Below are 17,760 nucleotides of genomic sequence, written 5' to 3' on the forward strand. Positions count from 1 at the left end.
TATTTTTCAAATCGGGTTGTTTGGGTATATCCGTTTATCTACTTCAATAGCCCATAAACTTATCAATCAGCACTTCCAGTTTCCCTTCCAGTTCGCCTTCAAAGTCGTCCAGGCTCTTTTCGAACTTTTGCAGGTATTTACCAGCCTGATCTCGGGTCAGCTTTCTTCCTGACATATTGAACTGCATTTCCGGCAAGGATTTGTCGTTTCTTGGTACCACGGCAAGGGAGATAAAACCTGTATTTAAGGCATTCATCTCATCCAGAATATATTGGCAGAAATCGTCGATTTTGCTCGCACCTTGTGGTCCTAAGCAGCCAGGTTCTAAACGACAAATCACATTCAATTTCATCTCTTCTGGCACTGCTGCTGCGCTTCCCATAGATATGGTCCTTATTGTTATATTTATCATTTATCCTAGACCAGCAGACACAAAAAAGCCCAGAGAAGTATGACGATTATCTCTGAGCAAACGGATAGTTTGGGATTGATAGTTAGGTGTTAATCCCGATCTCGTTCCGAATCCATCACTTTCATCTGACCTTCGCTATAACGCTCTCCCATTACGAGGTCATCATGGATTAGCGTAGAAAGGTGCGAGACAACATCCGGTGTCATATTGACGTTGAGGGCGCCAATATTTTCCCGCATGTACTCGATGTGTTTGGTACCAGGGATCGGGACTAACGATTTTTTGCCCTGACGATTGGGCTGATGAATCACCCATGCCAGCGCGAGTTGTGCCAGTGAACAGTTCAGCTCCTTGGCGACATCTTCCAGTGGTTTTAGCAATTCGCTATTTTTTGCAAAAGCATCGGCGTCAAACCTTGGCCTTGCGTTATTGGTGCGAATATCGCCGTCGGTCAACAACGAGGCTTCTTGGGCTTTCCCCGTCAGGAATTGACGACCGAGCGGCGAGAATGGCACAAAAGTGGTGCCGAGTTTTTCGCAAACATCGAGCATTTTAAGTTCAGGCAATCTTGTCCAAAGCGAATATTCCGACTGCACGGCCGCAATGGGGTGGATCGAATGTGCGCGTCGTAATGTATCGCTGGATACTTCAGACAGCCCGATTTCGCGGATCTTCCCTTCCCTGACCAGTTCTGCCAAGGCACCGACACTCTCTTCTATGGGCACTTTCGGATCGAGTCGATGCAAGTAGTACAGGTCAATAACATCGGTTTCCAATCGCTTTAGGCTGGACTCACACTGAGAACGAATGGTCTCCGGTCTGCCATCAATGGTGGGTTTTCCGTCTTTCTTAAAAAGCGCGCATTTGCTAGCAAGAACATATTCGCTACGACGATGTTTCACTGCCTTGGCGATCAGTTCTTCGTTTTTACCGCCGCCATACATGGTGGCGGTATCGAGGAAATCATAACCTGCGTCGAGCGCTTCATTGAGTAACTGGATGGAGGTCGGCTCGTCGCTTGGGCCATAGCCGTGAGACATGCTCATACAGCCAAGTCCAATCGGCGATACCGCCAGTGAGCCAATGTTGCGCTTTTCCATAGGTGTCATTCCTTCTACTTCTTATTCTTTGTGTAATCGCTTGAGTTACTCACCCAAAGCTTTTTCGATGCGATCCAGCACCTTCATGGCAATCAATGCTTGATTCACACTGGCATTCGGCTCGCGGCCTTCGCGGATAGCAGCGATGAACTCGCGATCCTGCAATTCGATACCGTTCATTGATACATCGACTTTGCTGACATCAATCGGGTTCTCTTTACCGTCTACCAGGTCGTCATAACGGGCAATATAAGTGCCGTTATCGCAGATATAGCGGAAGAAAGTACCCAATGGGCCATCGTTATTAAACGACAGCGACAGAGTACAAAGCGCGCCAGACGTGGTTTTCATGCCGATACTCATGTCCATGGCGATACCAAGCTCTGTGTGTTTTGGTCCTTGCATGGCCATCACGTCCACAATCTCTTCGCCGGTTTGATATGCGAACAAGTCAACCGTGTGGCAGGCGTGGTGCCAGAGCAGATGATCGGTCCAGCTACGTGGCTGACCCAAAGCATTGAGGTTTTTACGGCGGAAGAAGTAGGTCTGCACATCCATTTGTTGGATGCTCAGTTCACCCGCACGGAACTTTTTGTTCAGGTATTGGTGGCTTGGGTTGAAACGGCGCGTATGACCTGCCATAGCAACCAATCCAGTTTCTTTCTGAACATCACACACAGCTTGAGCATCAGCCAGAGAATCCGCCATCGGGATTTCTACCATGACGTGTTTGCCCGCTTTCATCACTTCGATGGCTTGTCTGGCGTGAATAGGTGTCGGCGACGTAATAATTGCCGCTTCAACGTCCGGTTGAGCCAACGCTTCCTGTAAGTCCAATGTCCAGTGCGCGATCCCATATTTTTCAGCCGTTGCCTTGGTGCTTTCTTCTACACCACCAGCAATCGACACTACCTCCACATCTTCAATGTTCTTTAGCGCATCCAAGTGCTTGTGACCGAAAGCACCTTCACCCACCATAATGATTTTCATTGTCTATTCCTTAAAAGTTCTTTTACCTTCCGTGACCCTGTCACTCGCATTCTCTAAAATCGTCAAACCATAATGCGAGTTTGAGACCGGAGCATGGGTGAATCGGTAAACTTCATCTACCTTGTCATCGAGCGCGCCGCGCATCACCAGCCACATAATCGCCTCAATACCTTCAGATCCCGTTTCGCGCAGGTATTCGGTATGGGAAACCTTCTTCGCTGCTTCCGGCTCATTCACCATCAGATCAAGCCAGTTACAGTCGTATTCGACGTTGATCAAACCAGCACGCTCGCCCTGCAATTGGTGAGATAAACCACCAGTGCCGAAGATGGCGACTCTGGTCTCCGCTGGGAAACTTTCAACCGCTTTGCGGATCGCTTTACCGAGGTTGTAACAACGGTTTCCGGTTGGCTGGGGATACTGAACCACGTTGACCGCCAGCGGAATCACCTGACAAGGCCATGCTTTTGGTCGCCCGTAAACCACAGAAAGTGGAACAGTGAGGCCGTGATCGACATCCATTTCATTCACAATGGTCATATCGAACTCATCCAAAATTAGTGATTCAGCGATATGCCAGGCCAGCTCGCTGTTACCTTCGCAAACAGGCACCTGACGCGGGCCATAGCCTTCATCCGCAGGGTTAAACTGTGGTGCAACACCGATAGAAAAGGTAGCAATAGATTCCAGCGAAAATGCCGACGCATGATCGTTGTAAACAATCAGGCAAACGTCTGGCTTTACCTCTTCCATCCAATCACGCACTGGCTGAATCCCGTTCACGAAACGCTGCCAGTATTCACCCACCATGGTGCCGTTATCCATGGCTGCGCCTATTGATGGGATATGCGAAGTCCCTATGCCGCCAACAATCTTACCCATCGTACTGCTCCTTGTTCTCCGGCTTGGCGTAATACTCCGCCCATTCCGCTTTGCTGCGGTTGCCTTCAATCGGACGACCGCCATTCAGCATCATCTGCTTAAAGTCTTCGAAGGTCATGCCATTGCCAGACATCGCCGCGCCGGCATGTTGCATGGTCATGCCATCAAAAATCGCAATTTTGAAGGTGTAGTAAATGTTGCCGCCAAGACGCAGCATGCCCAGCCAATCGCGCTTTAATATCGCTTCACGCTGCTCAGCTGTCATTGGAAACTTGTCGATATACGCTTCTTCGCTCTCGCGGAACTGGTCGCGGTTCTCACCCTTGTTCAGCGACATGCAAAACATGTTTAGGTGATACCCTGCTCTCGACTTCTCACCATCGAAAACGTAGGTGCCTGGAATGTCGTCGTAGTCTCTGTGTTCACGCATTACTGCTTCCCTCTCAGATCAATCCCACTTCTTTTAATCTGGCGTCCATGCGGGCAAACACATCACGAGTGTTGCCATTGAAGACTTTCGCTTTATCTTCATCGTTAAGCTTAGAACCATCGATGTAACGTTTAGTATCGTCGAAGTAATGCCCAGTCATCGGATCAATGCCACGCACCGCACCAATCATTTCTGATGCAAACAGAATGTTTTCGATTGGCACGACTTCCAAAAGCAAATCGATACCTTCTTGATGGTAGACACAGGTATCAAAGTAGATGTTGTTTTCGATGATTTCTGTCAGTGAAGGCAGATTCATCATGTCACACAGACCACGGAATCGACCCCAGTGATAAGGCACTGCACCGCCACCATGAGGAATAATGAACTTCAGATCCGGGAAATCTTTAAACAGGGTTTTCGACATCATCAGCTGTTGGAACGCCGTAGTATCTGCACCCAGATAATGTGAGCCAGTGGTGTGGAAACAACGGTGACAACAGCCACTCACATGGATCATTGCAGGCACTTCCAACTCACACATTTTTTCGTAAATTGGATAGTAGAACTTGTCGTCCAGCGGCGGTGCTGTCCAGTAGCCACCGGAAGGGTCAGGGCTTAAGTTACAGCCGACAAAGCCAAACTCTTTTACGGTTCGCTCTAACTCAGCAGCACTGGCTGTCATATCTGCGTTCGGTGACTGAGGTAATTGCGCCGCTCCGATGAAGTTTTGCGGATAAAGCTCGGTAATACGGTAGATAAGCTCGTTACAGTGTTCCGTCCAATACTTACTGGTGGTTTGGTTACCAATGTGGTGACCCATCCAGCTTGCACGTGGTGAGAAGACGGTGACATCCGTGCCGCGTTCGTTTTGCAGTTTCAGCTGCGCACCTTCAAGGCTGTCGCGGATTTGGTCATCCGAAATGTTTACGATGCCTTTTACGTGATCAAACAGAGGATCAATCGCCAACTCTTTCTTTTGCTGCTCACGGTACTCGCCCAATTCATCCGGTGCGGTGGTGTAGTGACCGTGACAGTCAATGATTAAAGGTGCCTTGCTCATTCCAAATCCTCCAGCTTATCCACGTAGCGAAATCCCGCTTGTTCTAATTTTGGGCGCATGTTGTACATGTCCAGACCAAGAATGCCTTGTGCCAGCATGCCTCTTTTTGTTTCTTCGTTTTCCATCCGCGCCTGCGCGGATTCCAATACTGCTGCTGCTGTTGCGCGTGGCACAACACAAACGCCATCGTCATCAGCAACGATGACATCTCCGGCGTAAATAGGTTGGTCACCGCAAATCACCGGAACATTGACCGAGCCTAATGTGGCTTTCACTGTGCCTTTGATGGAAACCGCTTTTGACCATACTGGGAAGTTCATTTCCGTCAGGTCTTTGGTATCACGCACGCCTGCATCAATGATCAGCCCTTGCACGCCTCTCGCTTGCGCTGAGGTCGCCAGCAAATCACCGAAATAACCGTCAGTACATGGCGATGTGGTCGCAATCACCAGTACATCTCCTGGCTGACAAAGCTCGATAGCGACATGCACCATCCAGTTATCACCCGGTTGCGCCAACACGGTGACGGCACTACCCGCAATTTGCGCGCCTTTGTAAATCGGACGCAGTTCATGGTTTAAGTTGCCTGTGCGTTGCTGCGCTTCATGCACGGTCGCACTGCCACAAGCCGCCAAGCCTTCAATCACTTTGGCATCGGCGCGCTCTATGTGTTTAACCGCTACGCCTTGAATGGTTCTCATAGACATACTTCTGTCCTTCCTTGCATTCTTGACTGGCAAAGCCAATCAGTCGTCGAATCCGTAAAGTCTTGCTGGGTTATCCACCAGAATCTTTTTCTGGGTCGCTTCATCGCGCGCAATCAAAGGCACGAGATCCAGCAAATCCGCATCGTTGGGCATGTGTTTTTTGATATTAGGATGCGGATAGTCGGTCCCCCAAAGCACACGGTCTGGCGCCACTTCCACTAAGCCCTGTGCATATGGCACGGCGTCATAGAACGGCGGTGCTATTGCAATTCGTTCAGAACCACACACTTTGACCCACCAGCTTTCTCGGCGCATAAACTCAAGCAGGATTTGATACGCCTGCTGGCCTACACCTTCGGAAGTCGGCACGCGTCCCATATGGTCAACCACAATGGTCATGTCGATACGGTTAAAGAAGTCTTCATACTTGATGATGTCTTCCGCATTGACGTGAATGACCAAGTGCCAGCCGTATTGCTTCACACGCTCGAGCACTCTGGCCATCATTTCCAGATTTGGCGCACCGCCCAAATGGGTCACAAAGTTAAAGCGAATGCCGCGAACACCGCCTTCATGCAGATCCTGAAAATCGTTGTCTGTAAAGGTGTCATCCGCCATACAAACACCGCGGTAAGCCCCGTTGCTTGATGCAATCGCATCCATCATGGCTCGGTTGTCGCGACCATGGCAGCTCGCCTGAACCAGCACTGCACGCTCGATACCTAATTTGTCGTGAACACGTTTCAGCGCATCTTTACCTGCATCAGGCGGCCAGTAGGTAGCCGTTTCCGCATACGGAAACTGTGCGTGAGGACCGAACACATGGCAGTGAGCGTCACAGGATTTAGGTGGTGCCACGAATCGCGGTGTTCGCGTATTGTTATCTGGTGGCATACAGCTTGGCTTAGTCATTCCATGACTCCTCATTCTTTTCGTTGTTGTTATTTGTTGATAGGGACAAAGAGCTCACCTCTGGCGAGCAACCTTGCGGTTCTCAGCAGCCCGGCTTTTGTGACGTTATTTTGATCATCAAACGTTAACGTCATTGAAAACTCACCGGAGGGATGCTCAACAGAAATCGTCTTCACATTTCCTTCCGGGATTTCAGCAATGCCTTCGGCCACGTTTCCAGGCATGGCAGCAGCCGTTGCTACTGAGACCGCGCCGAGAACACCTATTGCGGTGTGGCAGACTCTTGGGATAAAGGTACGTGAGCAGATATGCCCACCGTCTACAGGTGGCGCAATTAGGCTCATCTTGGGAACAACTTTGTCAGTCACATCACCCAGATTCATTGCCGCACCCGCCTGTAAGCGAATTGATTCAATTTTGGCTTTCAGTGTTTCGTTGGCGTTAAGTTCGTCAGCCGATTCATAGCCTGACACGTCGAGGTCGGAAGCGCGCATCAACACAACGGGCATACCGTTGTCGATACAAGTGACCTCTACGCCATCGAAGGTATCTTTGATATTTCCAGTAGGAAGTAGGCTCCCAGTAATCGAGCCTGCGATGTCTTTGTAGTTGCAGATCACAGGCGCTGCAGTGCCGGGCACGCCATCTATCGCAGCATCACCTTCGTATTGCACTTTTTGATTGGGGGTCTGGACATCGAGGTCACAACGGTTTCCGCTGTTGACCATATTCACGCGGACAGTAGTGATTCCGTCTTGCGCATCTACCAGTCCGTTTTCGATAGCAAAAGCACCAACACCAGCGAGGATATTTCCGCAATTTGGAGAGGTATCCACCCGGTTCTCTCCTACAACCACCTGAACAAACAGATAGTCGACATCGCAATCGGGTAATGATGATGGAGAGACAACAGCGACCTTGCTTGTCAGCGGATGACCGCCACCCAGGCCGTCTATCTGACGAGGGTCACGACCAACGGCATCGAGAATAACCTGATCACGTAGTGCTTCATTTCTCGGCAGATTAGAGGCTAAAAAATAAAGTCCTTTAGAACTGCCACCGCGCATTTGCATGTAGGGAACTGCCAGCATCTCTCACCTTCCTTGTGTGCTTTACAAACAGCATAGGCATGATTTCGCTCGCAATAAATTCAACTTCTTTACATTTTGTTGTACATTTTTAACATTCCGTTTTCCTGAGGTTGTACTGAATGGCTGATATCCCCCACTACTTTCTCTACGGCGAAGAGCTTCCCGAGACCGCACCGGACTACATGCACATTGCGCGATTGGAGCAATCTTTGCCCAAGCACAACTGGGAAATTCATCCACACCGCCATGACAATCTTCATCAGTTAATGATTCTCGAGTCAGGCTCGATGCACGCTCAAATCAGGGAAAAAAGCGACGAATACTCTGGCCGTTGCGTTCTCTCCATTCCCGCCAAAGAAGTGCATGGCTTTGCCCATCAGCCTGGAGTGACAGGATTTATAGTGTCGGTTAGCCACCCCTTTATGTTGAGTCTATTTAATGATGCGGAAAGACAGGGACTCGCGCAGTTGTTCAGAGAGCCGATGGTCATTCCTCTGGGCGTCGACACGGATGAAGGGGAAGTCACAAGAATGGGTGAGCGGTTACTTGAAGAATTCCACACACCAAAGATTGGCCAGGCCTCAATCATCGGTGCTTACCTGAAAATCGTCTTCGTCATGCTGGCAAGACACCGCCAGCGCAGTGAACTTCAAGAAAATGCAGATGGAAAAACGGTTCTGTTCGAGCGGTTTGTCCGCTTAGTCGACAATCATGCGACTGATCATTGGCAGGTCAGTCAATACGCTGAGGAGTTAGGACTGAGTCAAGGACAACTCAACCGCTTGTGCCAACGCGCAGCAGGTCAACAGGCATTGGCCATCGTTCATGAGTATCTGTTGGATGAGGCGAAACGGCTGCTAGTTTTCACTCAATTGTCAGCCAAAGAGATTGGTTACCAGCTTGGATTTAAGGACCCCGGCTATTTTTCTCGATTTTTTCAAAGACATACCGGCCAAGCGCCTAAGCAATTCAAAACGCGGGTAGCAGAAAGTCAACGCCAAATTTAACGTTCATTGTGCGCTTTAAACGCAATTAAAATTATTTTAATAAGAGTCCGCATCAAAAATCTCAGAAGATCTAAGCAATGATTACATCATTTACATTCGCCTAGATTTCTATTCAAACCATTATTAATCAGTTTATTAATGACATAGATGACTGTCCGCCTTTCTGAACACTCAAGAAGAAATGATGTTTTTATTTCATTTTCGATGATTGATTTGTCTCATTTAAAATACTGTTAACATCTTGCTAACTAAAAATAACAAGACCAATAATGAAATGGAATGGAATGCAAACCAACAACACAAATGCAGGGGTATTAAGCATGAAATCGACAGCACTATTGGCACGACCAAAACTGAAGCAAGTATTTACAGCAGCAGCGATGGTCGTTGCAATGGGCGCAACATCGTTCGCTCACGCAGCAGACACCAAACTGAGAATGTCTGCTTCAGCGTCAGCGACTGACCAACGCGCAGTTGCGATGACCGAAGTTTTCGGTCCAGCCGTTTCCGACTTTGCTGAGTTCGAAGGACACTGGAACAGTTCACTATTCAAACAAGGTACTGACCTCGAAGCCATTGCACGTGGCAACCTGGACATGACCATCACTTCCGCACAGGAGCTTGCCGAGTTTATTCCTGCTTTCTCCATTTTCTCGGCTGGTTACGTACACCGTGATGCAGAACACCAGAAGCGCGTGTTCGCTGCAGACTTTATGGATGACCTGAAAGAAGAAGCAGAAGAACTCCTTAACGTGAAACTGTTGAGTGTGATGTACCTCGGCCGTCGCCACGTTAACCTTCGTGAAGACTTTGAAGTAGCGACCCCAGCGGATCTGAAAGGCGTGAAACTGCGTATGCCAGGCAGTGACGCATGGCAGTTCTTAGGTAAAGCACTGGGCGCAAACCCAACACCAATGGCGTTTGCAGAAGTCTACACTGCGCTGCAAACTGGCGCGGTTGACGGTCAAGACAACCCACTGCCAACCGACAAAGACGCGAAGTTCTATGAAGTCACAAAGCAAATCGTTCTGACCGGTCACCTGGTTGACCTGAACTACATCGCTATCTCGAAGAAAGTGTGGGACAAGTTCACCCCAGAGCAACAAGCAACGCTGCAAAAAGCGTCTGACGATGCAGCAGAATCTGCTCGCCAGAAACAGCTTGCGCTTGAAGCGGAACTGGTTCAGTTCTTCAAAGACCAAGGCCTGAAAGTTTACGAACCAAACCTGAAAGCGTTCCAGGAGACGGTTCAAGGCGCATACCTGAACTCTGATTACTCAGAGCAGTGGCCAGAAGGTCTGCTTGAGAAGATCAACGCGCTGTAATTCTAACAGCCTGAAACTGTAAACCGGGCACCGTGGCAGCAGTATCGCTGCGGTGCCAATCTCACCCCCCCCTCTTAGAGAAATGAAACAAGTGCCGTTTGTGCGCTTGAGGTTCGTGCACCCAGAGGGTGGTAAAAAACACCAAACGTAAACCCCAAGACAGCACTGAGAACAACATGAAAAAGTTTCGAATTGGCTTAATCGGATGTGGTGTCATCAGCGATAAGTATCTGACAACCTGTCAGAAGTTCGACTTCATCGACATTGTCGCTTGTGCCAGCCTGAACATCGAAGAATCAAAACAAAAAGCCGAAGCCTACAATATCCCGCGTGTCTGCACGCCTGATGAAATCATTAATGACCCTTCTATTGACTGTGTATTGAATCTTACGATTCCCGCCGCTCATGCGCAGATCTCCATCGCCGCATTGAACGCTGGAAAGCACGTTTACTCTGAAAAACCCTTCGTGACTGATTTAGCGGATGGAGAAGAAATTCTCGCCCTTGCTAAGGCAAAAGGCCTTTACGTGGGCAATGCACCAGATACCTTCCTTGGTGGAAGGCTCCAGACTTGTAAAAAGCTGATGGACCAGGGTGTGATTGGCACGCCAACCGGAGTGATGGCATTTGTGCCAACACGAGGTGTCGAGCGTCACCACCCTAACCCGGACTTTTACTATCAAAATGGCGGTGGCCCTCTACTGGATCTGGGACCTTATTACCTGACAGCCATGGTTGCTCTTCTTGGCCCAATCACCCGCGTTTGTGGTTTGGCTAAAAAGACGCTGGATGAGCGTTTGATTGAATCAAAGCCCCGAGCTGGCGAAAGAATTCCCGTCAATGTGGATACCCATATCAACGCCCTTCTGGAATTTGAATCCGGCGTTCAGGGCTCATTGATGGCAAGTTTCGATGTGTGGGATTCACAGACGCCGCGCATGGAAATTTACGGCGAAAACGGGACGCTTTGCATCAATGACCCTGATCCCACCGACGGCTTCAATATCTTTGGCGGTCAGGTGCTTTATAAAACACGCGAAACAGCACGATGGGTTTACCGCCCACGCACGCCAAACCTTGAGTTTTGGTCAGTCGCCGAGAACACGCATGGTTTCAATCAAGAAGCGCGTGGACTCGGGTTGCTTGATCTTGCTTATGCCGTGAAGAACCAACGCCCAGCACGTGCGAATGGCGAACTTGCGCAACATGTTTGTGAAGTGATGTTTGGCATTCTTGAGTCCGCCAAAACCGGACAGTTTGTCGAGATAAAAAGCCGCTGTGAATCACCAAGCGCGTTACCTGAAGATTTCCCCAACAGTGAAAACGGAGCCTGAACACCATGAGTCTTGAAACATTGGATTTTGCGGAACCGTTTTTCACCGTGAAATACATCATTGATGAACCAGAAATCATCATTAAAGAAAGAACCATCGTCCTGAATCTCGCTGAATCTCAACTATATGCGGCCGGCATGTGGCTGGCACCTTTTCAGTCCATCATCGCCACTGACGTTACGCTGTTCAACGTAGAAAAGTGCGTATTGGTGGAACGTTTTGATGATTTTGAAGATGAAAATGCGCTATTGGAAAAGGTAAGAGGCACTTGGCCATTGGCTTATGAAATTCGTCGTGAAGAAAGATTAAAAGGCGTTGGACACTATATGTCACCCAAAAACGCTGTCGGCAATATCCAGTTCAGCATGTATCACGCGTCTACTGTGCCTTTGAATGTGGGGCTTCATAAAAACCATGTGCACTTGGGTGGCGAAGAGCCTCAGGAAGTGCATACCCAAATCGTTGGGTTCGGGAAAATGCAGCAGTGCCGCGAGAAAGACATATCAACCCTGTTTCTTGAAGAAACCATGGCACCGGGTTGCACGCACAAGCCCATGTTTGATGCTGAACTGAACTACCCATGGCACCAGTACGAAACCATTACGCCAGGCATATTTATGGCGATTGAAATTCTAACGTCCGGCAATCCCATCCCAAGATAATTCCGACGTTAAGCCCAGAATAAAGGATTCAAAATGGCAACACGATTACTACCAGAAAACATAGATTTTGACGGTGCTTTCCCCGCCCTTTCCCGTCGATTGAGAATTGGCGTTGTCGGTGGCGGACGTATCGCAGTAACGCAAGCGATGGCAGCTAGACTGAGCGATCGATGGGAGATAACAGCAGGTGCGCTTTCTTCCGATCCAGAGCAAGCCAAGGCAAGAGGTGCGCAGTGGTTTTTACCGGAAGACAGATGCTATTCCTCTTATCAGGAGATGGCAGAGAAAGAGTCCAAGCGCGAGGATGGCATTGATGCGGTGATGATCACCACGCCGAACCATGTTCACTTTGAAGCAGCAGAAGCGTTTCTGAATGTGGGTATTGACGTGCTCTGTGATAAACCGCTCACCAATATTTACTCAGAAGCTGAAGATCTGGTCAAACTTACTGAATCTACCGGACAGGTATTTGGTGTGTGTTATGCCATGTCCTGCTTCCCCATGATTCGTCAGGCACGAGAAATGGTGAAAGACGGTGCGATCGGCAAGGTGGTACAGATCCACGTTGAGTTTATGCAGGATTGGATGATCCCTGATGATGTTGGTGAAGCCGCACATGTGAAGTGGCGACTAGACCCTAAAAAGTCAGGCTCCACCAGCTGTACTGGCGATATCGGCACCCACGCAGCTCAACTTGCCACTTTCGTGTCCGGGCTTGATATGACCGACCTTCGCGCTGAAATGCATGTCTGCGGCGCGCCAAAGCCCCTTGAAGACACTGTTTTTATGATGACACGCTACGAAGGCAATGTACCGGGAACGTTAATGGCAACGCGTATCGCTTCGGGTAACCGTGGTGGATTACGTCTTCGCGTCTTTGGTAGTGAAGGTGGCATCGAGTGGGATATGGAGAATGCCGAGCAACTCAAATACAACAAATATGGTGAACCCGATCGGGTGTTAAGCCGTGGCCAAGGCCATGGTATCTACCCTGCTGTTGAACGTTTTGTCCGTACCGGCCGTGGTTTCCCAGAAGGCTTGATAGAAGCCTGGGCAAACCTCTACACCGAATTTGCAATGGCAGTTGCAGCAAGAAAAGATGGCGTATCCGCACCTGAAAATTGGCTGAGTTATCCGACAGTGGAAGACGGTGCTAAAGGTGTAAGATTCATTGAAGCGTCTGTTGAATCAAATACTTCAGGCGGTGCTTGGGTAAATTGCCAATAATGAAAACTGTGGCGGGGTAATCCCGCCCATCACAAGGGGGCGCGATTGGCAAAGCGAGTCACGATAAAGCAAATCGCCGAGTACGCGAAAGTCAGCGTTGCCACGGTTGATCGTGTCATCAACCAACGCGCGCCTGTAAAAAGTGCGACGGCAAACCGTATTATTACCGCCGCCAAGGAACTGGGCTGGCGTCCTCCCGCGGTATTCAATGATGTCAACAGTCCGGCTCATCCCCCATCTATTCGCTGCGGTATTCTGTTGCAAAGCAATATCTCTCATCTTCTCCGAGAAGCCTTTGAAGTGCAGGCAGCGAAACTTGAAAACGCCAATTCGACGCTGACTATCGAAACTTTCGACAATCTGGAGCCAGAGAAAATCGCCGAGAGAATGATGAAGCTCGGCAAGAAAGTCGACGTTTTGGCCATCACCGCGATCGATCATCCTTTTGTCACAGAAGCGATCGATAAGCTCGCAGAAAGAGATGTTCCCGTGGTGGCTATTCTTTCTGATCTCTCAGCCACTAATCTGGCAGGATTTGTGGGTACCAATAACCGCATGCGTGGGAGAACCGCAGCCTGGGCGATGGACAGGTTTTGTCGCGATCGGGGAACCGTTGGTGTCATCATTGGTAGCCACCGATATCTCAGTCAGCAAGACCGCGAAATCAGCTTCCGCAGCTATTTCCGCGAAAAGGCCCCCGCATTCAGAATACTGGAATCCGTTGTCAGCTCTGACGACGACAGCCAAGCTTATGAGGCAGCTAAAAAGTTGGTTTGTGAAACACCTGACTTAGTGGGAATTTTCAGTGCAGGTGGTGGCGCAAGTGGTATTCGACGCGCCATCATTGAATACGGCGGTGACAGACGCCCGTTTTTCGTTTCAACCGAGCTCACCGCCCAAGCGAAAACAGAGCTGCTCCAAGGGGGTGTAGATATGGTGCTGTCAGCCGATTTTGACCTCTTGGCAGAAAAAGCTGTGGAGATGTTCGTTGGCCTTAAACAACAGGAAGCACAGCAAAAGAAAATGACTGTGCTCCCGTTTTTCATCTACACCAGCGAAAACATCTAACGCTAACTATATAAGGTCAGGCAGTTAAACGTCCCGTCGACAGATAACGCTCGCGGTATTCACTCGGCGAGCAATTTTCCCATCTTCGGAAAGCGCGGTTGAAGTTGGCAACATCAGAAAAGCCCACCATATGTCCGACTTCACTGATCGTGTACTGAGGCTGTCTAACATACGCTTTCGCGAGGTTTTTCCTCGTTTCCTCAAGAATATCCTTGAAACTAGTTCCCTGCTCTCTTAAACGCCGCTGCAATTTACGAAGGCTGTAGCCCAGTTCTTCGGCAATTTTAGATTGTGAAGGATTACCGTACTTTAACTCTTCAGCAATTTTGTTTTCGACAAGATAAGTGATGTTTGAACGATCAAAGCGCTCCATAAAGGTGTTCAGCAGTTTGGTGTGTACCATGTTCATCAATGGGTTACTGCCTGGTGATTGTAAGCTGGCAAGTTGGAGATCAAACACAATCGCATTTTTCTCACATTGATAATTAACAGTACAATCCTCGGAGACAAAGAACTCGTCAACAGCAGGGCAAGACTCTGGAAATGGTTCAAACGAAAACTCGATATCCACTGGCCCAATATACCCGCTCATCATCTCTCTGGATTGGCAAATAACACCTATAAAGAGTGCCTCGATTAGCTGGGGTGTCAGTGCAAGGCGACTACTGTCCTTGTAACGCTCTACATCAAACTCGATAAAAAGTTTTGCACCATCGATGCGAGTATGGATTTGAGTACTGTTCGAGAGTACGCGACGATATTTAGCAAAATGCTCTAGTCCATCTTTTAGGCTATACGATGATTGAATAGCATATCCAAAGATGTGAAGTGTTGAGAGATGAAAATTCTGAGCGACATCTAAACCAAACGCTCTACCACCCGCTTTCTCATTACAGTAGAGAAAGAGATTCCCCAAGCGTTCAACTGACAAGCGACCTTCTGGGTTGTTTGCCTCGCTTTCCGAAAGTCCAAACCGAGACAAAGTGGGTTCGACGTCAATTTCAAACTTTTTCATCGACATAATGACCGGGATGAGAAACCCACTCAATGCTGAATATTCTACACTCATTCCTTACCACTTTTCTTTGTTGTCCAGCTAGTTACTAAGCTTTTTATTTATTTGTAAAATTAGTTTGGCTGTGTTTCGACTGATAATCCATATTAAAAAATCATGATTTTTCCCATCATCTTCATTTAAAATCTCACTTACGGTCCAGTCAGTTATTGTCATTTTTACAGTTCAACCCAAGTACTACACATTAAATTCATCTACGTTTCATACTTTTAACCAGCTTTGAGCAGTATTAATACCCATCCGAGTGCTCTCATCCTTCTCTCATTCCATCGCAGTAATACTTTAAGCACCAAGGTTTAAGTACACTCATTTGTTATCTAAAGCTTTACCGTCTCAAACGATCAGTACCGACCAAGATAAAAATGTATGTAAAGTAAAACATCGGTATGTTTTACCACCGAATGTTAACAGCCAAAACCCGCCAATAACCATTGAGACCCAATTGGTTAACAAATCATATTTTCGTTAGTTCTGAAGCTTGCTTGCCTAAAAATACAGCACTATAATCCGCACCCTTTTTCCTTTGGCGCGTGTCATGAACGAACCAGAACGCATCAATCTTGGTCGATTCCGCTGGGATCAAAAAACACAATATCTCTATCCGCAGGATCAGAATGGTAATGACATCATTGATGAGGCTAAACGACTGACTAACAAGCAACAGGCTCTCATAGAATGTCTGTATAAAGCTGCGCCCGAAAAAGTGACCAGTGACGAGATCATGCTATACGTCTGGGGCTCTGAACACATTTCTAACGAAAACCTCCCGGAGTTAATCAACTGCACTAGAGAGGTATTGGAAGACTCGGACAATACCTTGATTGGCAATGTACCCGGAGTGGGTTACTCACTCGACTGCGAAACACTTACTGGTCAGGAAGAAAAAATACATCAAGAAATGCGTGAATTAGCTGAAGTCCTTGATGAAACTACCACTGCTGAAGGCCAAGCATTCAATGGCATCGCTTGGGCTAGATTGGGCATAGTGGCGGTATTAGCCGTTATCAGTGTCATCAATATCAAGCATTTTGTAGAAGCCTATCAATTAAAAAAGCGATTTATCGAAACACGCCTTGCTGTTCCGTACCCTCATATTGAGAAGACAGAGGACGAAAATAAGCTGATAGTGACGGTTGAAGGTAAGGAGTGCATTTATGAAAAAGACGTTGAAATCATTACCTGCCCATAAGTTTGTATTGTTCATCGCCGGAACTGTTGTTGCTGATACGCCCATCTTTATCGGCACGGAAATACAGGTTTCTCGATGGGTTGAAACAATTGTGATGGAAGACAAATCGCCCTTGACGCGCTTTTTGCAGTCGGAGAATACAGAACAAGTTAGAACGACCGGCTATCTTCAAGATTTCAAGATAGAAGCCTGTAATGGCCGTTGTTTTGATTACAAATTTGAGCTTCAGCCACCTAATGCAAACCTACTTTTTGTGAAGCTTGGTCAGTGAAAGCTCGTCTTCATCTATTTTATGCACTTGATGAGCGCTGTAAGCGGGTTTCCTTCAATCCTAACAAACTGACGCTGTCTAGTATGTCGCTTTCCTCTCTGTATTAATGGGGAAGCAATCATAAATGTCAGTTTTTCAACAACCTTAATCGCACTAGCCATGACGAATCCTAATTTTAAAGTGTCCAAATTCTCAATCACTATCGTCTTGATAGTACTTCTTAATGCAACCATTATCGTGGCTACACAAAAGCAAACCTCAAAGTGGACCGGCACAGTATCACTCGGTGAGTATCTGAAGCTTTCGCGTACAGTACAATTTAAAGATACGCTAGACATTCGCGTTAACGAATATAAGAAAGACTTTGACCCCAAAAAGGAAAAAACCTTCCACGTTGGCTATACCTATGAACTCCAACCACCTAATCGCAATTTATTGCTTAACAACTTGGTACCACTGCGCTCCACAATACATGCATATTATTCCCTTGATGAAAAGTGCGCGCTGGTTTTTCTTTCCCCAAAAATTAAAAACCCTCATCAGATGGCTCTTGCATGTCTTTACTAGACAATAAGAGGCGACATCCTCAGGAAAAGCGCATCGAGTCAATACTACACTGCATACTATTTCACGAGCACTACACGACTAATATTTATCTAATAAAAAAGTACCGGAAAAGCAACAACCCATACAATTTAATTTCGATTCAATACTGAATAACGCCACTTAAAGCGACACTTTTCAAATACTCATTAACATAGCCTTTTCTTCAGCATTCGTAACGATAGTGGGCTTATCCTTACCTTATATCTCATCATCATGAAAATCAAAGAGTTAGTATAAATTACTGAAATTGATAAATAAATATTAAAAAACTCAAGCAGATATAAATGCAGTCTAAATTTGAAGAACTGAAAGGTTTCGCTTTCACAACCACACTTGGAAAGAATAAAATCTAATCTAAACAATCTACTTCAAGGCTAAAAAAACCATCAATCACCATAAAAAGTAAACA

The 17,760-nt window shown here is 47.6% G+C and carries 19 protein-coding genes; 9 read left to right on the forward strand and 10 right to left on the reverse strand.

Annotated features, from left to right (window positions below; all coding sequences use genetic code 11):
• Nucleotides 1-43 precede the first annotated feature (43 nt).
• The 9 genes from K6Q96_RS09555 to K6Q96_RS09595 all read right to left on the reverse strand — a co-directional run bounded on the left by K6Q96_RS09555 (nt 44) and on the right by K6Q96_RS09595 (nt 7,587).
• The gene (locus K6Q96_RS09555) at nt 44-382 is read right to left on the reverse strand and encodes a hypothetical protein (protein WP_251875283.1); all 339 of its coding nucleotides are present in this window, start codon (nt 380-382) and stop codon (nt 44-46) included.
• A gap of 119 nt (nt 383-501) precedes the next feature.
• The gene (locus K6Q96_RS09560; protein WP_251875285.1) at nt 502-1,512 is read right to left on the reverse strand and encodes an aldo/keto reductase; all 1,011 of its coding nucleotides are present in this window, start codon (nt 1,510-1,512) and stop codon (nt 502-504) included.
• Nucleotides 1,513-1,557: 45 nt separating this feature from the next.
• On the reverse strand, nt 1,558-2,502 hold the full coding sequence (locus tag K6Q96_RS09565; protein ID WP_251875287.1) for a Gfo/Idh/MocA family oxidoreductase: 945 nt from the start codon (nt 2,500-2,502) through the stop codon (nt 1,558-1,560).
• Nucleotides 2,503-2,505: 3 nt separating this feature from the next.
• Nucleotides 2,506-3,384: a class III extradiol dioxygenase subunit beta gene (locus K6Q96_RS09570; protein WP_251875289.1), complete on the reverse strand. Its 879-nt coding sequence runs from the start codon at nt 3,382-3,384 to the stop codon at nt 2,506-2,508.
• Nucleotides 3,377-3,814, reverse strand: a complete 438-nt coding sequence (ligA, locus tag K6Q96_RS09575; protein WP_251875291.1) for a protocatechuate 4,5-dioxygenase subunit alpha — start codon at nt 3,812-3,814, stop codon at nt 3,377-3,379. The genes K6Q96_RS09570 and ligA overlap by 8 nt, the downstream gene beginning before the upstream one ends.
• 13 nt (nt 3,815-3,827) lie before the next feature.
• Complete coding sequence (locus K6Q96_RS09580; RefSeq protein WP_251875293.1) at nt 3,828-4,877, reverse strand: amidohydrolase family protein; 1,050 nt, start codon at nt 4,875-4,877, stop codon at nt 3,828-3,830.
• Nucleotides 4,874-5,584, reverse strand: a complete 711-nt coding sequence (locus K6Q96_RS09585; RefSeq protein WP_289623560.1) for a 4-carboxy-4-hydroxy-2-oxoadipate aldolase/oxaloacetate decarboxylase — start codon at nt 5,582-5,584, stop codon at nt 4,874-4,876. Before K6Q96_RS09585 ends, K6Q96_RS09580 begins: the two co-directional genes overlap by 4 nt.
• A gap of 39 nt (nt 5,585-5,623) precedes the next feature.
• Nucleotides 5,624-6,496 carry an amidohydrolase family protein gene (locus K6Q96_RS09590; protein WP_251875295.1) on the reverse strand — a complete coding sequence of 291 codons (873 nt, stop codon included), beginning with the start codon at nt 6,494-6,496 and terminating at the stop codon, nt 5,624-5,626.
• Nucleotides 6,497-6,525: 29 nt separating this feature from the next.
• Nucleotides 6,526-7,587: a 4-oxalomesaconate tautomerase gene (locus K6Q96_RS09595; protein ID WP_251875296.1), complete on the reverse strand. Its 1,062-nt coding sequence runs from the start codon at nt 7,585-7,587 to the stop codon at nt 6,526-6,528.
• A gap of 119 nt (nt 7,588-7,706) precedes the next feature.
• On the opposite strand from K6Q96_RS09595, the gene K6Q96_RS09600 reads away from it, so the two are divergent.
• The 6 genes from K6Q96_RS09600 (at nt 7,707) to K6Q96_RS09625 (ending at nt 14,210) form a co-directional block, all read left to right on the forward strand.
• Entirely contained in the window at nt 7,707-8,594 is an 888-nt protein-coding gene (locus tag K6Q96_RS09600; RefSeq protein WP_251875297.1) for a helix-turn-helix domain-containing protein, read from the forward strand.
• 380 nt (nt 8,595-8,974) lie between these two features.
• Nucleotides 8,975-9,919, forward strand: coding sequence for a sialic acid TRAP transporter substrate-binding protein SiaP (locus tag K6Q96_RS09605; RefSeq protein WP_434802166.1), 945 nt, complete (start codon nt 8,975-8,977; stop codon nt 9,917-9,919).
• A 176-nt stretch (nt 9,920-10,095) separates the two neighbouring features.
• The gene (locus K6Q96_RS09610) at nt 10,096-11,253 is read left to right on the forward strand and encodes a Gfo/Idh/MocA family protein (RefSeq protein ID WP_251875299.1); all 1,158 of its coding nucleotides are present in this window, start codon (nt 10,096-10,098) and stop codon (nt 11,251-11,253) included.
• A gap of 5 nt (nt 11,254-11,258) precedes the next feature.
• A complete protein-coding gene (locus K6Q96_RS09615; RefSeq protein ID WP_251875300.1) occupies nt 11,259-11,915 on the forward strand; it encodes a hypothetical protein in 657 nt (218 codons plus the stop codon).
• Nucleotides 11,916-11,948: 33 nt separating this feature from the next.
• Nucleotides 11,949-13,142, forward strand: coding sequence for a Gfo/Idh/MocA family protein (locus K6Q96_RS09620; protein WP_251875301.1), 1,194 nt, complete (start codon nt 11,949-11,951; stop codon nt 13,140-13,142).
• Nucleotides 13,143-13,187: 45 nt separating this feature from the next.
• Nucleotides 13,188-14,210, forward strand: a complete 1,023-nt coding sequence (locus tag K6Q96_RS09625; RefSeq protein WP_251875302.1) for a LacI family DNA-binding transcriptional regulator — start codon at nt 13,188-13,190, stop codon at nt 14,208-14,210.
• 16 nt (nt 14,211-14,226) lie between these two features.
• Here the strand turns inward: K6Q96_RS09625 and K6Q96_RS09630 are convergent, their stop codons facing one another.
• Nucleotides 14,227-15,279 (reverse strand): helix-turn-helix transcriptional regulator, encoded by a 1,053-nt coding sequence (locus tag K6Q96_RS09630; protein WP_251875303.1) that lies wholly within the window; start codon nt 15,277-15,279, stop codon nt 14,227-14,229.
• A 541-nt stretch (nt 15,280-15,820) separates the two neighbouring features.
• Here K6Q96_RS09630 and K6Q96_RS09635 point away from each other — a divergent pair.
• The 3 genes from K6Q96_RS09635 (at nt 15,821) to K6Q96_RS09645 (ending at nt 17,312) form a co-directional block, all read left to right on the forward strand.
• Entirely contained in the window at nt 15,821-16,474 is a 654-nt protein-coding gene (locus K6Q96_RS09635) for a winged helix-turn-helix domain-containing protein (protein ID WP_251875305.1), read from the forward strand.
• A complete protein-coding gene (locus tag K6Q96_RS09640; RefSeq protein ID WP_251875307.1) occupies nt 16,440-16,745 on the forward strand; it encodes a hypothetical protein in 306 nt (101 codons plus the stop codon). Before K6Q96_RS09635 ends, K6Q96_RS09640 begins: the two co-directional genes overlap by 35 nt.
• Nucleotides 16,746-16,982: 237 nt before the next feature.
• Complete coding sequence (locus K6Q96_RS09645; RefSeq protein WP_251875309.1) at nt 16,983-17,312, forward strand: hypothetical protein; 330 nt, start codon at nt 16,983-16,985, stop codon at nt 17,310-17,312.
• Nucleotides 17,313-17,760 lie beyond the last annotated feature (448 nt).

The sequence above is a fragment of the Grimontia kaedaensis genome, from assembly GCF_023746615.1.
Taxonomy (GTDB): domain Bacteria; phylum Pseudomonadota; class Gammaproteobacteria; order Enterobacterales; family Vibrionaceae; genus Enterovibrio; species Enterovibrio kaedaensis.

Bases quoted from the DNA above. Each gene is read 5' to 3' on its own strand.
- K6Q96_RS09630 (WP_251875303.1), bottom strand. From the start codon at position 15,279: ATGAGTGTAGAATATTCAGCATTGAGTGGGTTTCTCATCCCGGTCATT.
- K6Q96_RS09585 (WP_289623560.1), bottom strand. From the start codon at position 5,584: ATGTCTATGAGAACCATTCAAGGCGTAGCGGTTAAACACATAGAGCGC.
- K6Q96_RS09560 (WP_251875285.1), bottom strand. From the start codon at position 1,512: ATGGAAAAGCGCAACATTGGCTCACTGGCGGTATCGCCGATTGGACTT.
- ligA (WP_251875291.1), bottom strand. From the start codon at position 3,814: ATGCGTGAACACAGAGACTACGACGACATTCCAGGCACCTACGTTTTC.
- K6Q96_RS09605 (WP_434802166.1), top strand. From the start codon at position 8,975: ATGGTCGTTGCAATGGGCGCAACATCGTTCGCTCACGCAGCAGACACC.
- K6Q96_RS09620 (WP_251875301.1), top strand. From the start codon at position 11,949: ATGGCAACACGATTACTACCAGAAAACATAGATTTTGACGGTGCTTTC.
- K6Q96_RS09555 (WP_251875283.1), bottom strand. From the start codon at position 382: ATGGGAAGCGCAGCAGCAGTGCCAGAAGAGATGAAATTGAATGTGATT.
- K6Q96_RS09600 (WP_251875297.1), top strand. From the start codon at position 7,707: ATGGCTGATATCCCCCACTACTTTCTCTACGGCGAAGAGCTTCCCGAG.
- K6Q96_RS09635 (WP_251875305.1), top strand. From the start codon at position 15,821: ATGAACGAACCAGAACGCATCAATCTTGGTCGATTCCGCTGGGATCAA.
- K6Q96_RS09610 (WP_251875299.1), top strand. From the start codon at position 10,096: ATGAAAAAGTTTCGAATTGGCTTAATCGGATGTGGTGTCATCAGCGAT.
- K6Q96_RS09590 (WP_251875295.1), bottom strand. From the start codon at position 6,496: ATGACTAAGCCAAGCTGTATGCCACCAGATAACAATACGCGAACACCG.
- K6Q96_RS09565 (WP_251875287.1), bottom strand. From the start codon at position 2,502: ATGAAAATCATTATGGTGGGTGAAGGTGCTTTCGGTCACAAGCACTTG.
- K6Q96_RS09570 (WP_251875289.1), bottom strand. From the start codon at position 3,384: ATGGGTAAGATTGTTGGCGGCATAGGGACTTCGCATATCCCATCAATA.
- K6Q96_RS09595 (WP_251875296.1), bottom strand. From the start codon at position 7,587: ATGCTGGCAGTTCCCTACATGCAAATGCGCGGTGGCAGTTCTAAAGGA.
- K6Q96_RS09615 (WP_251875300.1), top strand. From the start codon at position 11,259: ATGAGTCTTGAAACATTGGATTTTGCGGAACCGTTTTTCACCGTGAAA.
- K6Q96_RS09640 (WP_251875307.1), top strand. From the start codon at position 16,440: ATGAAAAAGACGTTGAAATCATTACCTGCCCATAAGTTTGTATTGTTC.
- K6Q96_RS09580 (WP_251875293.1), bottom strand. From the start codon at position 4,877: ATGAGCAAGGCACCTTTAATCATTGACTGTCACGGTCACTACACCACC.